12 protein-coding genes are annotated in these 16,987 nt (G+C 70.6%); 8 read left to right on the plus strand and 4 right to left on the minus strand.

What is annotated here, in order from left to right; all coding sequences use genetic code 11:
• The first annotated feature begins 239 nt into the window (after positions 1-239).
• From AB0G04_RS26310 to AB0G04_RS26335, 6 genes are all read left to right on the plus strand, one after another.
• Positions 240-2,489 carry an FxsB family cyclophane-forming radical SAM/SPASM peptide maturase gene (locus tag AB0G04_RS26310; RefSeq protein ID WP_360988055.1) on the plus strand — a complete coding sequence of 750 codons (2,250 nt, stop codon included), beginning with the start codon at positions 240-242 and terminating at the stop codon, positions 2,487-2,489.
• Positions 2,477-3,280, plus strand: coding sequence for an AAC(3) family N-acetyltransferase (locus AB0G04_RS26315; protein ID WP_360987716.1), 804 nt, complete (start codon positions 2,477-2,479; stop codon positions 3,278-3,280). Before AB0G04_RS26310 ends, AB0G04_RS26315 begins: the two co-directional genes overlap by 13 nt.
• The gene (locus tag AB0G04_RS26320; protein WP_360987718.1) at positions 3,277-3,939 is read left to right on the plus strand and encodes a TIR-like protein FxsC; all 663 of its coding nucleotides are present in this window, start codon (positions 3,277-3,279) and stop codon (positions 3,937-3,939) included. Before AB0G04_RS26315 ends, AB0G04_RS26320 begins: the two co-directional genes overlap by 4 nt.
• On the plus strand, positions 3,939-5,111 hold the full coding sequence (locus AB0G04_RS26325) for a TIR-like protein FxsC (RefSeq protein WP_360987720.1): 1,173 nt from the start codon (positions 3,939-3,941) through the stop codon (positions 5,109-5,111). The genes AB0G04_RS26320 and AB0G04_RS26325 overlap by 1 nt, the downstream gene beginning before the upstream one ends.
• A complete protein-coding gene (gene fxsT, locus AB0G04_RS26330; protein ID WP_360987722.1) occupies positions 5,104-8,958 on the plus strand; it encodes an FxSxx-COOH system tetratricopeptide repeat protein in 3,855 nt (1,284 codons plus the stop codon). Before AB0G04_RS26325 ends, fxsT begins: the two co-directional genes overlap by 8 nt.
• Positions 8,959-9,873: 915 nt before the next feature.
• Positions 9,874-10,209: a TetR family transcriptional regulator C-terminal domain-containing protein gene (locus tag AB0G04_RS26335; protein WP_360987724.1), complete on the plus strand. Its 336-nt coding sequence runs from the start codon at positions 9,874-9,876 to the stop codon at positions 10,207-10,209.
• A 45-nt stretch (positions 10,210-10,254) separates the two neighbouring features.
• Here AB0G04_RS26335 and AB0G04_RS26340 read toward each other — a convergent pair whose 3' ends face one another.
• On the minus strand, positions 10,255-11,151 hold the full coding sequence (locus AB0G04_RS26340; protein ID WP_360987726.1) for an alpha/beta hydrolase: 897 nt from the start codon (positions 11,149-11,151) through the stop codon (positions 10,255-10,257).
• Between the two features lie 241 nt (positions 11,152-11,392).
• Between AB0G04_RS26340 and AB0G04_RS26345 the strand changes: the two genes are divergently transcribed.
• Both AB0G04_RS26345 and AB0G04_RS26350 read left to right on the plus strand, forming a co-directional pair.
• Positions 11,393-12,832 carry a class I SAM-dependent DNA methyltransferase gene (locus AB0G04_RS26345; RefSeq protein ID WP_360987728.1) on the plus strand — a complete coding sequence of 480 codons (1,440 nt, stop codon included), beginning with the start codon at positions 11,393-11,395 and terminating at the stop codon, positions 12,830-12,832.
• Positions 12,829-14,088 (plus strand): hypothetical protein, encoded by a 1,260-nt coding sequence (locus tag AB0G04_RS26350; protein ID WP_360987730.1) that lies wholly within the window; start codon positions 12,829-12,831, stop codon positions 14,086-14,088. Before AB0G04_RS26345 ends, AB0G04_RS26350 begins: the two co-directional genes overlap by 4 nt.
• Here the strand turns inward: AB0G04_RS26350 and AB0G04_RS26355 are convergent.
• From AB0G04_RS26355 to AB0G04_RS26365, 3 genes are read right to left on the minus strand one after another with little or no spacing between them, the layout of a single operon-like run.
• Positions 14,013-14,960, minus strand: a complete 948-nt coding sequence (locus tag AB0G04_RS26355; RefSeq protein ID WP_360987732.1) for a pectate lyase — start codon at positions 14,958-14,960, stop codon at positions 14,013-14,015. The genes AB0G04_RS26350 and AB0G04_RS26355 overlap by 76 nt on opposite strands.
• Complete coding sequence (locus AB0G04_RS26360; RefSeq protein WP_360987734.1) at positions 14,957-15,925, minus strand: pectate lyase; 969 nt, start codon at positions 15,923-15,925, stop codon at positions 14,957-14,959. The genes AB0G04_RS26355 and AB0G04_RS26360 overlap by 4 nt, the downstream gene beginning before the upstream one ends.
• 7 nt (positions 15,926-15,932) lie before the next feature.
• Positions 15,933-16,937 (minus strand): pectate lyase, encoded by a 1,005-nt coding sequence (locus AB0G04_RS26365; RefSeq protein ID WP_360987736.1) that lies wholly within the window; start codon positions 16,935-16,937, stop codon positions 15,933-15,935.
• Positions 16,938-16,987 lie beyond the last annotated feature (50 nt).

Here is a 16,987-nt window from a genome sequence, read left to right on the forward strand (position 1 = left end):
TGCCCATCACCGGTCATCGGGGAGACGAAGCGCCGTGGAAGAACCCACATCACGCCAGACGCCCGTGCACGTCCCGCTGGATCGCGGGGCTGCGGGGAGCGTCTCGGCGATCGTCCATCGGATCATGCGCTCGGCCGCTCCGGCGGACCGGGTGGCGGCACGGGAGCGGCCTTCTGACGTCTCAGCTTTCCAGTCGGCCATCTGAGCGCCGGGCCGCGCCACCGGCCACGGCGCGGCCGCTGCGCCAGTTCGTCCTCAAGGTTCACGAGCTCTGCAATCTGGCGTGCGACCACTGTTACGTCTACGAGCACGCCGATCAGACGTGGCGCGACCGGCCGGCCACGATGTCGGTCCCGGTCGTGCAGCGGGTCGCCGCCCGCATCGCCGAACACGCCGTCCGGCACCGGCTGCCGCAGGTCGGGGTGGTACTGCACGGCGGCGAACCACTGCTGCTGGGCCCGGCCCGCCTCCGGGAGATCCTGACCGTCCTGCGGAGCACGGTCGGCGCCGCGACCGCCCTCGACCTGCGGATGCAGACCAACGGCATCCGCCTCGACGAGACGACGGCCGAGCTGCTGCTGGAGTTCGGGGTCCGGGCCGGGGTGTCGCTCGACGGTGACCGGGCCGCCAACGACCGGCACCGGCGTTACCGCAACGGGGCGAGCAGCCATGAGCGCACCCTGCGCGGGCTGGCGTTGCTGCGGTCGCCGCGCTACCGGCCCGCGTACGCCGGGATTCTCTGCACGATCGACGTACGCAACGATCCGATCGCCGTCTACGAGGCCCTGCTCGAGCAGGAGCCACCCCGGATCGACCTGCTTCTGCCCCACGCCACCTGGGACGATCCGCCGCCGCACGCCGCCGCCGGCACCACCCCGTATGCCGACTGGCTGGTGCGCCTGCACCGCCGGTGGCTGGCCGACGGCCGTCCGGTGCCGATCCGGTTGTTCGACGCGCTGCACGCCACCGCAGCCGGGCGGGACAGCGGCGTCGAATCGGTCGGCATCGACCGCGGTGAACTCGCTGTCGTGGAGACCGACGGATCCTGGGAACAGCCCGACTCGATGAAGACGACGTTCCACGGCGCCGCCGCGACCGGGCTGACCGTCTTCTCCGCCTCTGCCGACGATCTGCTGGCCACCCCGGCGATGCGCCGCCGCCAGGCCGGCCTCGACGGGCTCGGCGCCACCTGCCGCGCCTGCCCGGTGGTCACCCGTTGCGGCGGTGGCCTGTTCGCGCACCGGTTCCGGTCCGGCGCGGGGTTCGCCAACCCGTCCGTCTACTGCGCCGACCTGAAGGGACTCATCTCCGCGATGCACAGCGATCCGCCGTCCACCGTGTCCGCCGCGGCCGGCCGGTCCGCACTGCCCGGCCCGGTCCTCGACGAACTGGCCTCCGGCGGCGGTGACGGCGCCTGCATCGCCCACCTCACCGCCGCCCAGGAGTCGATCAACCGGGCATTGCTGGTCGCGGCCTCCGAATCCCTCACCGGGGCTGCCGCGGCGGCCTGGTCGCTGCTGGCCGAGCTCGACAAGGACCGGCCCGATGCGGTACGCCGGGTGCTGACCCAGCCGTTCACCCGGGCGTGGGCGGTCCGTCTCCTCAGCGGACGCGACGACCCGGCCCGGCTCGCCGACCTGGCCGCGGCCGCCGCGGTGATCGCCGGCGCCGGCACCGAGGTGGCGGTGACACCCCGGGACGGCCGGGTGCACCTGCCGACCCTGGGCACCCTGACCCTGCCGGACGCCGGCGTACCCGAGGTGCTGGTGTCCGGGACGGGCACGGTCCGCTGGCCGGACGGTGGGACCCGACTGGCACCGGACAGCCCCGGGTGGGCGCCGACCGCCTCCATCGCCCTGGACGACCTGACCGTCCGCCTCGAGGATGCCGACCCCTACCGGGACTGTCACGACTGGCCACCCGCCGGGCCGCTCACGCCCGGCGACCGGCGGGCCTGGGCGGCGTCGCTGCGGGCCGCTTGGCCGTCGGTGCTCAGCGACGCCCCCGAACAGGCGGCCGGGCTGGCCGGCGGCCTCACCACGATCACACCGCTGGTCCCGGACGGGGTGACACTGCGCAGCGCCACCTCCCGACAGGCGTACGGCGCGCTCGGCATCGCGCTGACCCCGGATCCGGCGGCGATGGCGGTGATGCTGGTGCACGAGTTCCAGCACACCAAGCTCGGCGCCGTGCTGGACCTGATCGACCTGGTCGACCCGGACGCCACCGTCCTGACGAAGGTCGGCTGGCGACCGGATCCGCGACCGGCCGAGGGCGTGCTGCAGGGCATCTACGCACATCTGGCGGTCGCCGACATGTGGCGGCACCGGGCCGCCCGCGGCGAACCCGGCGCCGGCGGCCACTACGCGACGTATCGGGAGTGGACCGCCGCCGCGATCGGCGAACTGTCCACGAGCGGTGCCCTGACCGCACCGGGCCGCCGGTTCATGGACCGCCTGGCCGCGACGATCGAGGCGTGGCCGGGGTGAGACCGGACCGGGCCGGGCTGGTGGCCGATCTGCGGGCGCTCGGCGTACCGGCCGGCGATCTGGTGGTGCACGTGTCGCTGCGCCGGGTGGGCCCGCCCGCCGGAGGCCCGCGCACGCTGCTAGAGGCGCTGCGCGAGGTGACCGGCCCGGACGCCACGATCGTGGCGCCCACGCACACCGCGCACAACTCGACGACCAGCCCGGCGTTCCGGGCCGCGACCCGTGGGATGGACGGGTCGCGGCTCGCTCGGTACCTGGACACGATGCCCGGATTCACCGCCGCCATGCCGTCCAGCGGGATGGGCGCGTTCGCCGAGCATGTACGCCTGTCACCCGGCGCGGTCCGCAGCGCCCATCCGCAGACGTCGTTCGCGGCGATCGGGCCACGGGCGGCCGAGCTGACCGGCGTTCACGATCTGAACTGCCACCTGGGCGAACGGTCGCCGGTCGGCGCCCTCTACCGGCGTGGAGCGCACGAGCTGATGATCGGCTGCGACTGGGAACGGTGCACCGGGCTGCACCTGGCCGAGGAACGGGTGCCCCGGCCACGGCGCAAGACGTACACCTGCTTCGTCGAACGCGACGGCAAGCGGGTCACCGAGCACTTCCTCGGCATCGACCACGACGACACCGACTTCGCGGCACTCGGGGCGGACCTGGACCGGACCGGTATCGCTCGCCGGGGCCGGGTGGGCCGGGCCGCCGCACTGCTGACACCGCTGCGCGGGGCGGTCGATTTTGCGGTGCGGTGGTTGACTGACAACCGTCACTGGAAGGAGGACCACACGTGACCGATCCGACGGCGGACGATCCCGGTGCACCGGTGTTCTTCCTCAGTTACTCGCGTCCCGACCGGTCCCGTTCGGTCGGTCCGCCCCGCGAGGCGAACCGCAACGTCAACCGGCTGTTCGACGACCTGAGCGAACTGGTCAACGAGCTGATCGGCTCGCCGGTCGGCGCCGAACCGGGGTTCCTGGACGTCGGCCGCGGCGGCGGCGAGCACTGGCAGCGGACGATCCTGCAGGCGATCGGCACCTGCCAGGTGATGGTGGTCCTGCTGTCCTACCCGTACCTGTTCCACAGCCGCTGGTGCGCGATGGAGTGGGACCTGTTCACGCGCCGCCGGATCGTGTCGCGTCACGGCCTGGCGCCCGGCGCGGAGAGCGCGATCGTCCCGGTGCTGTGGACGCCTTTCGAGCAGCCGCTGCCGAAACCGGTCGCCGAGGTCAACATGTTCATCCCCACCGGACTGCCCGACGAGGACTGGACCGCCCGCTACCTGTCCGACGGGCTGCTCGGCGTGGCCCGGACCGGGCAGGCGTCGATCTATGACGCGATCGTCTGGAAGCTGGCGATGCACATTCAACGCATCCACGGCAGGTACCGGGTCGAACCGGGCGTCGCGGACGGGATCGAGGGCCTGCGCACGAGCTTCACGGAGGGGACGTGATGGATCCGGCGACCACGGCACGCTGCCGCTTCTTCCTCAGTTACGCACACTCCGACCCACTGAACACCTCCGGCAACCGGGACACCGACGTCTGGGTACGCAGCTGCTTCGACGACCTGTCGGCGGCGGTCGGCGCGCTGCTCGGGGAGGACCCGGCGACCGTGGGCTTCGCCGATTACCTGCTCGCGCCGGGCACCGACTCGAAGGCGCGGCTGACCGAGCAGCTGGGCCGGGCCGAGGTGTTCGTGCCGCTCTACTCCCCCGGCTACTTCATCAAGTCGTGGCCGATGCGGGAGCGGGCGGTCTTCCTGGACCGGCTGGCGCGGGTGCTTCCCGGTGAGCCGGACGCAGCCCGCGCCCACGTGATGCCGGTGCTGTGGCTGCCGTTCCCGGACAGCGGGCGCGAGTCGGAGGTGCGTTCGGCGCTGCCGCTGGGCGCCGGGATCCCGGAGTACGCGGAGAACGGCCTGCGTGCGCTGGGGCGGCTCACGCCGTACCGCGATCTCTATGCCAAGGTCGTCGACCGCCTCGCCCACCGCATCGCCGAGGTGACGTCGCGCCGCCGGCTGCCGGCCGGCCGGGCCGTGCCGATCGACGAGGTGGCGGTGCCCGAGTTGCAGTCCACCGAGGTGCCGTTCGTGATCGCGGTGAGCGCCGCCCGTGGCGAGGCCCTCACCTGGAAGCCGCACGGGTGGGCGCTCGACAACCCGATCGCCGAGTACGCGGCCAATGTGGCCGAGCGGCTCGGCCTGCCGACCCGGGTGATCGAGCGGCCCGGCGACCTGAAGGCGCTCGACGGTTCCCCCGGCGTGGTGTTCGTGGACCCGTGGCAGCCCGGCGGGGTGGAGTCGCTGGACGTCCTGGGCGGGCACCTGCACCGGTGGACCACCCCGATCGTGGTGGCCGACAGCGGGGATCCGCGGTACCCGCGACAGGGTGCGGATCTGGTGGCCCGCACCGAGGCGCGGCTGACCGGGCTCGGCGCGGCCCGTGTGTACCGTGCGCTCGATGTGAAACAGTTGGACAACCAGATGCCGTCGGTGGTGAGTGAGGCCCGCCGTCACTTCCTCCGGCGGGCGGCCGCCCAGGCGCCGGAGGGCTTTCCCCGCCCCCGGCTCGGCGGTCTCGACACCTCGGCCCGACGTGTATTCGAGAAGAGCGACGATGACTGAGCAGCGGCCCGGCAAAGTGGTGACGTTCTACTCGTTCAAGGGTGGCACCGGCCGGACCATGGCGCTGGCCAATGTCGCCTGGATCCTGGCCGCGAGCGGCAAGCGGGTCCTGGTCGCCGACTGGGATCTGGAGTCGCCCGGCCTGCACCGGTTCTTCGCCCCGTTCGTGAAGGCGGACGCGGTGGAGACCACCGGCGGTGTGATCGACATGGTTCGCGCGTACGAGTGGCAGACGACCAAGAGCGTGGAGCGGCGGCCCGGCTGGCACGAGCACTTCGCCCGGGTCCGCAAGTACGCGTTCTCCGTCGACTGGGACCACTTCCCGCCGGGCGGCCAGCTGGACTTCCTGTCCGCCGGCCGGCAGAACCAGGACTACGCCGCGAATCTGACCGGCATGAACTGGGACGACTTCTACGAGCAGCTCGGCGGCGGCACCTTCCTGGACGCACTGCGCAAGGACATGCAGACCAACTACGACTACACGCTGATCGACAGCCGGACCGGGCTCAGCGACGTGGCCGACATCTGCACCATCCATCTGCCGGATGTGCTGGTCAACTGTTTCACCTTCAGCGAGCAGGGCATCGCGGGCGCCGCCCGGGTCGCGGCCGCCGTCGCGCAGAACAGCTTCCGGCGTGACATCCGGGTCCTGCCGGTGCCGATGCGGGTGGACCCGGCGGAGAAGGAGAAGGCGGACGCCGGGCGCCTGCTGTCGATGCAGCGTTTCCCCGCACTGCCGGCCGGGATGACCCAGTCCGAGCGGCACCGCTACTGGAACGCCGTCGAGGTGCCGTACCGGCCGTTCTACGCCTACGAGGAGATCCTCGCTACCTTCGGCGACATCCCCGGGCAGACCACGTCGATGCTCGCGGCGTACGAACGGCTCACCGCGCACATCACCGATGGTGAGGTGACCGCGATGCCGGCGATGGACGACGGTCTGCGCCTGCGGACAGCCGGCCGGTTCGCGCGGCAGGTGACCTTCGCCGAGGAGGAGGTGACCCTGCAGTACGCGCCGGAGGATCTGGCCTGGGCGGAGTGGATCGGCGGTGTGCTGGCCGCCGCGGGCCTGCGCGTGCACGACCCGAACACCACGCCGGACGTCGAACCGTCCGGGCGCCGGCTCACCCTGGTCTCGCACGCCTCGACCGGCGATCCGGCCGACGTCGTCCCCCGCAGCCGGGCCGGTTCGCAACCGCCGCTGGCCGTCTACGTCGACGACCTGTCGCCGCTGCCCGCATATCCGCTGGCGACGTCCGCCTTCATCAGCGGCAAGCCGGCCGAGCTGGCGATGGAGCGGCTGCTGCGACTGGTCGGCCGGTCGCTCGAGGACGTCGACCCCCAGGCGGTCGGCGTGCGCTATCCGGGCCGCCCGCCGGTCGTGTTCAACCCGCTGGCCCGCAACGTCCGGTTCACCGGCCGCGAGACCGACCTGCGTGACCTGCGGGCCCGGTTGCGCGGCGGCCGGCCGGTCGTCGTGTCCGGCACCACCCCGGTCGCGTTGCAGGGCATGGGCGGCATCGGCAAGACCCAGGTCGCTCTCGAGTACGCCCACCGGTTCAAGAACGCGTACGACGTGGTGTGGTGGATCGACGCCGAGCAGACCACGTTCATCGACATCAAACTGGCCGACCTCGGCAACCGGCTCGGCCTGCCGCTGCCGCAGTCGAGCGTCCTGGACTCGGCCAAGGCGGTGATCAACGCACTGGAGCAGGGCACCCCGCACCCGCGCTGGCTGGTGGTGTTCGACAACGCCGAGGACGTCGACGAGGTGCTGCCGTTCATCCCGCGCGGCGCCGGGCACGTCCTGGTCACCTCCCGCAACAGCCAGTGGGGCGAACGGGCCCAGTCGATGACGATCGACGTGTTCCAGCGCCGGGAGAGCATCACCCACCTGCGGCAGCGGGTCGGCACCATCAAGACCGAGCAGGCCGACCGGATCGCCGAGGCGCTCGGTGACCTGCCGATCGCGGTCGCCGCCACCGGCGCGTGGCTCGCCGAGACCGGTGAGCAGGTCGGCGAGTACCTGCGCCGGATCGAGCAGGAGGGCCCGGACCGCACCGTCGACCAGGTGTGGGACCTGTCGCTGGAACTGCTGCAGAAGCGGTCGTCGGCCGCGTACCGGCTGCTGCAGCTGTGTTCGCTGCTGGCCCCGGAGATCTCCCTCGACCTGATCAACAGCGACGAGATGGCCGCCGTGCTGAGCCGGTACGACCCGCTGGTCACCGAACGCCTCTACCGGCACTCGCTGGTGCAGCACATCAACCGGCTGGCGCTGCTCAAACTCGACCGGGCGCGCAGCGAGATCCAGGTGCACCGGCTGCTGCAGCACGTCGTCCGCAACCGGATGAGCACCCAGGAACTGCGCGAGGCCCGGCACGAGATCCACCTGGTGCTGGCCGGTCTGCGGCCGCGTACCGAGATCGACGACTCGCGGTCGTGGCCGCGGTTCCGCATGCTGTGGCCGCATCTGGAGGTGTCCGACGCGGCGAACTGCGACGACGAGCTGGTCCGCCAGCTGATGATCGACCGGGTGCGGTACCTCTGGTACAACGGCGGCCTGGTCGAGGGCCGTCAGCTCGGCGAGCAGATCGACCGGCGCTGGACCGAGATCCTCGCGCACACCTCCGACGAGGTGGCGGCGGCGTCGATGCGCCGCCAGATCCTGCACCTGCGCTTCAACGTCGCCAACATCCTCCGGGAGATGGCCCAGTACGAGGACGCGCGCACCCTCGACGAGCAGGTGCTCGCCGAGCAGACGGCGCTGCTCGGCCCCACCCACCCGCACACGCTGATGACCGCGGGCGGGCTCGGTGGTGACCTGCGGGCGCTGGGCCGTTATGCCGAGGCGAGGGAACGTGACGAGCGCACCTACGCCGCCTGGGTGGACCATTTCGGGGAGGACTCGTCGCGCACCCTGTCGGCGCTGAACAACCTCGCCACCACGCAGCGGCTGGCCGGCGACTTCCGGCGGGCGCGGACGCGTGACCAGGAGCTGTTCGAGCGGAACAAGAGCATCAACGGCGTCGACCATCCGCGTACCCTCGGTACCGGCACGAACCTGGGCCGTGACATGCGCGAGGCCGGTGAATACCAGGCGTCCGCCGAACTGCTGGAGGAGATCTACCGGCAGCACGACCGGGTGTTCGGGCCCACCTCGTACCGGACGCTCAGCGCCAAGGCGAACTGGGCGGTGTCGCTGGGTAGCGCGGGCCGCCCGAAACAGGCCGCGACCCTGCTCGAGGAGGCGTACGAGCAGCTCAACGAATGGGTCGGGCCGAGTCACCCGGACACCCTGGCGTGCCGGTTGAGCCGTGCCGTCAGCCTGCAGGCCATCGGTGAGGTGGACAGCGCCATCGGCGAGCTGGAGGAGGTGCGGCTCGCGTACGGCGCGAGTCTCGGCCTGCGGCACCCGCACACGCTGGTCTGCTTGAACAACCTGGCGGCCGCGCACCGGGCCAAGGGCGATCTGAGCAAGGGCCTGACGTTCGCCCGTAAGGTGGCGCGGGAGCTCGGTGAGGTGCTGGGCGCCACTCATCCGTACACGCTGGCGGCGGAGCTGAACCTGGCGGTGCTGCACGCCGAGACCGGGGAACTGCGGACCGCCCTGCAGATGATCGAGCCGACGCTGCGCACCCACCGTGAGGTGCTCGGTCCGGACCACCCGGACACTCTGCGCTGCGCGGCGAACCGGGCACTGATGCGCCTCGCCGCCGGCCAGTCCGCCACCGACGACGGCGATGTGGGCGACCGCCTGACCCATGCCCTGGGCAGATCCCACCCGGCGGTGATCGCCCTCGAGGAGGGCCGTTACCTGCACCGGATGCTCGACCCGCACCCCTACTGATCCGGCCGAAAAGAAATCGGCCGGGGAACAAACGTGGGCCTCGCGCAATTCGCACGAGGCCCACAATTCTTTGACTACCGGCGCGACCCGAGTTCCAACAGTAATTCCGCTACGAAAACGGCGGGAATCGTTTCGCCGCCCCGGGCGGATTTCGTCGGCACTCTCGCCGGCTCGGCGATGAAGTCGGCGCCCTGAACCGCCTGGCTGGACGCGGCGGGCGGAGATCACCAGCGCTGCGCGGCCGGCATGGCACGCCACCAGCCTGCTTGACTGGCAATTGGCCGGCCTCTGGCGATATCCTACCCCGACGCTCGCCCAGCCGCGGGTTCACCTGCGGGCTTTGCTGGATCGAGTGACAGGACCGGGTCCGGTGACAGTGGAATGAATACCGGGCCCGGTTCGCCTTTTCCCTTTCATTGACGTGGTCGGAATATGGGGACGGGTAGCGCGGTCACTCATTCGAATATCCGGTTGTCGAGCTTATTGATTTCACCAAAACCTCCATCTGCCGTCCCGGGGACAACACCCGGGGCGCGGTACCGGAATCGGTACGGCGGCAGCATCGTCTTCTTCTTCGAGGGATCGTGTCAAGTCAACTCACGGGGGCAACACCGAACATTTCTTCTCGAGTCACCTCACCGATCTTGCAGACCGTCCAGTATGCTCAGGGGTTTTCTTCGCAATTGATCAGCACCATGACCGCATTGCTGATCCTGTAGATACAAAACCCACGAATTTAGCATCGCAAGCGAACCCGTAGAGCGACTCATCCGGAATTCTTCCCGGTTTCGCGGGGACGAGACGCCGTCCCGCGACCGGCCGGCCGGACCAGCGACCTGGACGCTGTCAGCGCCGGGCTGACTCCGCTCCACAGGTCAACGTGTCGCCGCACTACGCGACGCGTCCAACCCCCGGGTGCTGCTCCGTGCCACCCTCGAGGAACTGCTCCCGCTCGACGAGCAGCGCCGCATGAGCCTTCGGGTGATGACCGCCTACTACGCGTGGAGCCTCACCGATCCCGCGCTCGCCGCAGTCTTCCTGCACCCGGAACACCCACTGGAAGACCTGGTCGGCGCCCTGATCACGGCGGCGGGCGCGCGACCCACGATCGACTCCGCCGAGGAGGCGAACCTGCTCGTCGGCGGCATCAGCGGGCTCGGGCTGGACCCGCTGCACCGGCGCCGTACCCGAGCGGACGTACGACGCACCCTGGACTACCACCTGCATCGCATCCTGGCGGAGCGGCCATGACCGACAGCTCTCCACACCTGCTGCGGGAAAACCGTCGTCGCCCGGTCAGCGCCGGACAGTGGCCAGACGGTGGTCGGCGACCAGCCAGTTCAGCACTTCGGGAAGGACCTCGACGGCGCCGAAGTGGGCGGTCGACTCCTGGACCCGGATCTCGGCTTGCGGGATGCGCTCGGCCAGCCATCGGGCGTGGCTCACCGGCGAGAAGTTGTCGTCGGCACCGTGCCACAGCAGAACCGGGCCGCGGATGTCGGTGAGCTGGAAGCCCCAGCCGGACCGGAAGGCGGCCACGTCGTCGATCCAGCCGAAGGGCCCCTGGGTGAACGCCTCGACATAGGTCTCGGTGAGGAGTCTGCGGATCGCGATGTCGTCGACGACCTGACGGTCCGGAGCGGTCATCTGACGGCGCAGGTTGTCGACCATGAACTCGGGGTCGCGGCGGGCCCGGTCAGCCAGCAGGCGCAGGCGTTCGACGTGTTTGGGCCAGTCGTTCTCGGCCGTCTCGTACTCGCGGACGTTGCCGTCGGTCATGCCGCTGAGCCAGTCGAGGCCCTCGGCGTCGGACGGGGCGAGACCGACCAGGACCGCGGTCCGGCTGACCCGCTCGGGCAGCAGCGCGGCGGCGGCCAGCGCGTGCGGGCCCCCACCGGACCGGCCGACCACCGAGAACCGCTCGGTGACCCCGAGGGCGTCGGCGATGTCGGCGATGTCGTAGGCGGCGTCGGCGACGGATCGTTTGGGTTTCGGGCTGGAACCGCCGTAGCCCGGCCGGTCGTAACAGATCAGCTGGATCCCGAGCCGGTACAGCACACTGCCGCGGGGTTTCGGGCCGATCCGGCTGCCGGGCGAACCGTGCAACAGGAACACCGGAGAGCCGTCCGGGTGACCGGTGACGTCGAACGTGAGGACGCGGTCGTCGCGGGTCTCGATCTGATGTCGGCTCACCCGGTCCTGGGACACGCGACCCCCTGCCATCGATCGACGTCGCGCTACCGCGACAATGCCAGCGTATTTCATTCACGGTCGTCACCGGAACGGTACGAAAGACCTCCGATTACGGCCCGATTCTGGCACGACCGGGATTTCCCGCGCGTGAAATCCCGGCTGCGCCGCACGGTAGTACGTGGCAGGTCCCCCGGAGGTTCGACATACGGTAACGATCCTGACCGACAGAACGGATCATCCAGTGCCGGGAAGTGCGAAGCAGCTTCAGGACATTCTGTGGCGGGCGGCCGACAAGCTGCGCGGGACGATGGACGCCGCCCGGTTCAAGGAGTTCGTCCTGGGACTGGTCTTCCTCAAGTACGTGTCGGACGCGTTCGCCGAACGCCACGCCGAGCTCGGCGAGGACCCGGCGGCCTATCGCGCGGAGAACGTCTTCTGGGTACCGCCGGACGCCCGCTGGGATCGGCTGACCGGCGACGGCGCCGGACTGGACGCGGCGATGGACGCGATCATGCGGGCCAACCCGGCACTGTCCGGGGTGCTGCCGAAGATCTTCGGCCGGGACCACGTCGACCAGGACCGGCTGCGGGAGCTGACCGCACTGATCGGCGGCGCGCGGTTCACCGGCCACGGCGGGCGGCCGGCACGTGACGTCCTCGGTGAGGTGTACGAGTTCTTCCTGGAACGGTTCGCCCGTGCCGAGGGCAAGCGGGCCGGCGAGTTCTACACGCCCGCCGGGGTGGTGAAACTGCTGGTGGCGGTGCTGCAGCCGTACCACGGCCGGGTCTATGACCCCTGCTGCGGCTCGGGTGGCATGTTCGTGCAGGCGGGACGCGAGCACACCGGCGACATCACGGTGCACGGCCAGGAGGCCAACGAACGGACCTGGCGGCTGGCGAAGATGAACCTGGCGATCCACGGCATCGACCCGTACGGCCTCGGCGACCGCTGGGCCGACACGTTCGCCGACGACCGGCATCCGGATCTGCGCGCCGACTTCGTGCTGGCGAACCCGCCGTTCAACATGAGCGACTGGTCGCGGCGCGAGGACGATCCGCGCTGGGTGTACGGCACTCCCCCGCGCGGCAACGCGAACTTCGCCTGGTTGCAGCACATCATCGCGCGGCTCGGCGAGCACGGGAGCGCCGGTGTGGTGCTGGCGAACGGCTCGATGTCGGCGCGGACCGCCGGTGAGGGCGCCATCCGCCGGGCGATCGTCGAGGACGACCTGGTCACGTGCATGGTGGCGCTGCCGGCGAACCTGTTCCGGACCACCGCGATCCCGGCGTGCGTGTGGTTCCTGTCCCGGGACAAGCCGCCGCACACGCGCGGCCGGGTCCTGTTCGTCGACGCGCGCGGACTCGGCACCATGCTGGACCGCACCGAGCGTGTCCTGACCGACGCCGACATCGCCCGGGTCGCCGGCACCTTCCACGCCTGGAAGACGACGACCGGGTACGAGGACACGCCCGGTTTCTGCCGGTCGGTGCCGCTCGAGGAGATCGCCGCACAGGATCACTCGCTGAGTCCGGGCCGCTATGTCGGCGCCGCCACGGCCGGGCCGGGCGCCGAGCCGCACGCCGATCGGGTCGCCCGGCTCACGAAGGTCCTGCAGGAGCGCCTGGACGAGTCGCGCCGGCTCGAGGCGGTGCTGCGCGAGCAGCTCGGACTGCTCGGATGAGTCTTCGTCCGTACCGCGAGCTGGTCTCGTTCGCCCGTGGCGGTGGCTGGGGCGCCGACCGGCCGCTCGACGGCCACGACCGGGTGGCGGTGATCCGCGGCACCGACTTCGCGGCGGTGCGGGCCGGCCGGATCGACGCCGTGCCGCACCGCTGGGAGAAACGGTCGGTTCTGCCGCAACGGCTGTTGCGGCCGGGTGACGTACTGCTCGAGATCTCCGGCGGCAGCGCGGCCCGCGGCCAGTCGACCGGCCGCAGCCTGTTCGTCGACGCTGAGCTGCTGTCCTGGTTCGATCATCCGGTGATTCCGGCGAGCTTCTGCCGGGTGCTGCGCTTCGACAGCGCGCTCGTCGAGCCGCGGTACGCCTACTACGGCCTGCTCGACATGTACCTGTCCGGGCGGGTCCGGGCGTACGAGATCCAGTCGACCGGGATCAGCAACTTCCAGTTCGACGGTTTCCTCGACGCCGAACGGCTTCGTGTGCCGCCGCTGCCCGAACAGCGCCGTGTCGTGGCGCTGCTCGGTGCCCTGGACGACCGGATCGCCGGCGGCGACCGGGTGGTGAACGCCTGCGAGGACCTGCTCCGGGCCGAGTTCGACGCGCTGGGCGTCACCGCGCCGGGCGGGACCGTGCCGGTCACCGAGCTGGTCGAGTTCAACCCGCGAACCCCGCTGCCGGACCGGGACGGCGCCGCCTACGTCGACATGGCCGCCCTGCCCACCCGGGTCGCGGCGATCCGCCACTGGACCCGGCGGCCGCCGAGGACCGGTAGCCGGTTCCGCAACGGTGACACCCTGCTCGCCCGGATCACCCCGTGCCTGGAGAACGGCAAGACCGGCTACGTCGACTTCCTCGCCGACGACGAGACCGGGGCCGGGTCGGGCGAGTTCGTCGTGCTGCGGGCCCGGCCCGGGGTCCCGCCGCACCTGCCGTACTTCCTGGCCCGCGACGAGCGGTTCCGTGCTCACGCGATCCAGCGGATGGCCGGGTCCACGGGCCGGCAGCGGGTGCACGCCGCCGACCTCGCGGACTTCCGGATCACCGTGCCCGGTCCCCGGGAGCTGGCTGCTTTCGGGAACCGGGCCGGTGCGGCCTTCGCGCACGCCGCGGCGCTGCTGGCCGAGTCCCGGTCCTTGACGGAACTAAGGGACGTACTGCTGCCGGAACTGATGTCGGGTCGTCAGAGCCTGCCGGCGCCCGCGCCCGCCTGCACCAGCGACGGCACCGACGACGCCGGATCCAGCGTGTACGCGTAGTAGCCGCGCGGCTCGGCCACCGTGCCGCCGGCCTGGCACGTGCCGGAGGAAATGAACTGGTTGGCGCGCTGCACCAGCCGGCCGGGTCCGCTGTCGGCGTACCCGCTCGTGGAGAAACACGGGTACGGGACCGCGGTGAACGCGTTGCCCTCCACGACGACACCGGCGTTCATGGTCGACGCGACGCCGTACAACGCGTTGCCGTCGAAGAAGTTGTTGTAGACGTGCACCGGCTCACCGAACCGGACCCGGGGATGCCGCTGCCGCGAGCCGTCGAACCAGTTGTGGTGGATGCTGACCTTGAGGTGGCCGATGTCGGTGGACGAGGCGCCGTCGGAGTGCCCGATCAGCATGCTCTTGTCGGTGCCGTCGAAGTGGTTCCACGACACCGTCACGTAGTCGGAGCCGCGCACGATGTCGATCGACCCGTCCACCGGTGTGCGGAAGGTGTTGTGGTGGATCCAGATGTGGTGCGACTGCTGGCCGACGTTGATCGCGTCGTCCTCGGCGTCGACGAACGTCAGATTCCGCACGATCACGTTGTACGACTTGTAGAAGTCGAAGCCGCCACCACGGATCGTCGGGTTGGAGCCGATGCCGACGATCGTCTTGTTCGGGCGTACGCCCTGTTTGCTCGTGATGTCGATGGTCCCGGACACCTGGATGGTCATGTGCCCGACCGTGTCGATGGCGTCGAGGAGCTCGTCGGTGGTGTCGACCGTGACGGTCGGCCCGGCGATCCCGCCCGTGGTGGTGGTCAGGCCGAGCGCGGCGACCGACGCGAAGCCGTCGACCGCCGGCGCCGCCTGCGCCGGAGTCGCCGCCACCAGGATGGATGCGGCCGCCAGCACGGAAGCGAGGACGATTCTCATCGGCCGACCCCCGCTCCCGCGGTGACCAGCGCCGGCACGTTCGCGGCCGGGTCGAGCGTGTAGGAGTAGAAGGTGCGCGGCTCGGTCACGGTGCCGCCGGCCTCGCACACGCCGGAGTTGACGAACACGTTGGCCCGCTGGACCAGGCGGCCCGGGTTGCTCTCGGCGTAACCGCCGGTCGAGTGGCACGGGAACGCCACGTTCTCGAAGTAGTTGCCCTCGGCCACGACTCCGGCGTTCTCGGTGGACGCGATGCCGTACGCGCCGACGTTGTCGTAGTAGTTGTTGTAGACGTGCACCGGCTCGCCGAAGCGGACCCGCGGGTGCCGCTGGTTGGAGCCGTTGAACCAGTTGTGGTGGTAACTGACCCGCAGGTAGCCGATGTCGTCGCGGTAGTTGTCGGAGTGGCCGAGCAGCATGGTCTTGTCGGTGCCGCGGAAGACGTTCCACGAGACCGTGACGAACGTGGACTTGCGCTTGATGTCCAGCGAGCCGTCATAGCCGGGGCCGAACTCGTTGTGGTCGATCCACACGTGGTGGGCGCCGTTGGTGACACTGATCGAGTCGTCGTCCGCGTCGGTGAACCTGATGTTGCGGATGATCACGTTGTTGCCGGGCCGGGTGGTGGTGCCCAGTTGCAGGCCTCCGCCGATGATCTCGGCATTCGAACCGACACCGAGAATGCTCTTGTTGGCGACGACGGTGATCATGCTGCTCGCCGCGATCCGGCCGGACACCATGATCGTGTACGGGGTGTTGGCGCCGGCATACTGCGCGAGCTGGGCGGCGGTCGTCACGGTGACGGTGGGGCCGGCCGCGCCGCCGGTGGTGCCGGACAGCCCGAGCCCGGCGACCGAGGCGAAGCCGTCCGGGGCACCGGGTGGGGCGGCCGCGGCGGCGGTGGCCGGCAGTGGCAGCGTCGCCACCAGGGCGAGGCCGAGAACGGTGGGGATGAACCGTTTCATGGCGGGGTCACACCTTTCCGACGCCGGCACCGGCCGGCACGATCGTGGGCACCGACGAGGCCGGGTCCGCGGTGTAGGCATAGAACGTGCGCGGGTCGGTGACCGTCCCGCGTACCTCGATGGCGTGGTTGCAGTCGACCAGGATGTTGTCGCGCTGGACCATGCGGCCGAGCGGGCCGCTGAAGGCGACCCGGCCCGGGTTGTTGACGCTGTAGAAGTAGTTGCCCTCCACGAACAGTCCGGCGTCGTTGGTCGAGGCGATGCCGTAGCTGTTGTCGCGGAAGTAGTTGTTGTAGACGTGCACGAGCGGCGCGAACCGTACCCGGGGGTGTCGCTGGTCGGAGCCGTCGAAATAGTTGTGGTGATAGGTGGTGCGCAGCCGCCCGTTGTCCTGGGCGCCGTTGTCGTCGTCGTGGCCGAGCAGCAGCGTCTTGTCGTGGTCGTGGAACCTGTTCCAGGAGACGGTGACCAGGTCGGAACCGCGTTTGATGTCGACCGCCCCGTCGTCGCCGTCGGAGAAGTCGTTGTGGTCGATCCAGATGTGATGGCTGAACATCTGCACGTTGATCAGGTCGTCGGAGGCGCCGGACATCCGCAGGTTGCGGATGATCACGTTCTGCACGGCGTTCGCCGGCGGTGTGGTCAGGTCGTCGTCGACGGGCAGGCCGATGTTCAGGCCGCCGCCGACGAGAGCCGCGGTCGAGCCCAGCCCGATGATCGTCTTGTTCGAGGAGACCGGGTGCATGCCGTCGTTCGAGCCCCGGGGCAGGGTGATCGTGCCGGAGACCTGGACGATGTACGGGCCCGGCCGGGAGATGTGGTCGAGGAAGGCGGCGGCGGTCGACACCGTGACGACCGGTCCGCCGGCGCCACCGGTGGTGGTGGAGCGGCCGTACCCGGCGACGGTGGCGAAGCCGTCCGGGCCGGACGGTGCGGCCGTCGCCGCGCGGCCCGCGACGGCGGGTGCGACGACGGCTCCCGCCGCGGCGGCGAGGAGGGTCCTGCGATGCATGTCGGGCTCCTTGAGGGGCGGAGTGCGGGCGGGACGGCGTTGCGGCCGTC

The sequence above is a fragment of the Actinoplanes sp. NPDC023801 genome, assembly GCF_040639655.1.
In the GTDB taxonomy this organism is placed as follows: Bacteria; Actinomycetota; Actinomycetes; order Mycobacteriales; family Micromonosporaceae; genus Actinoplanes.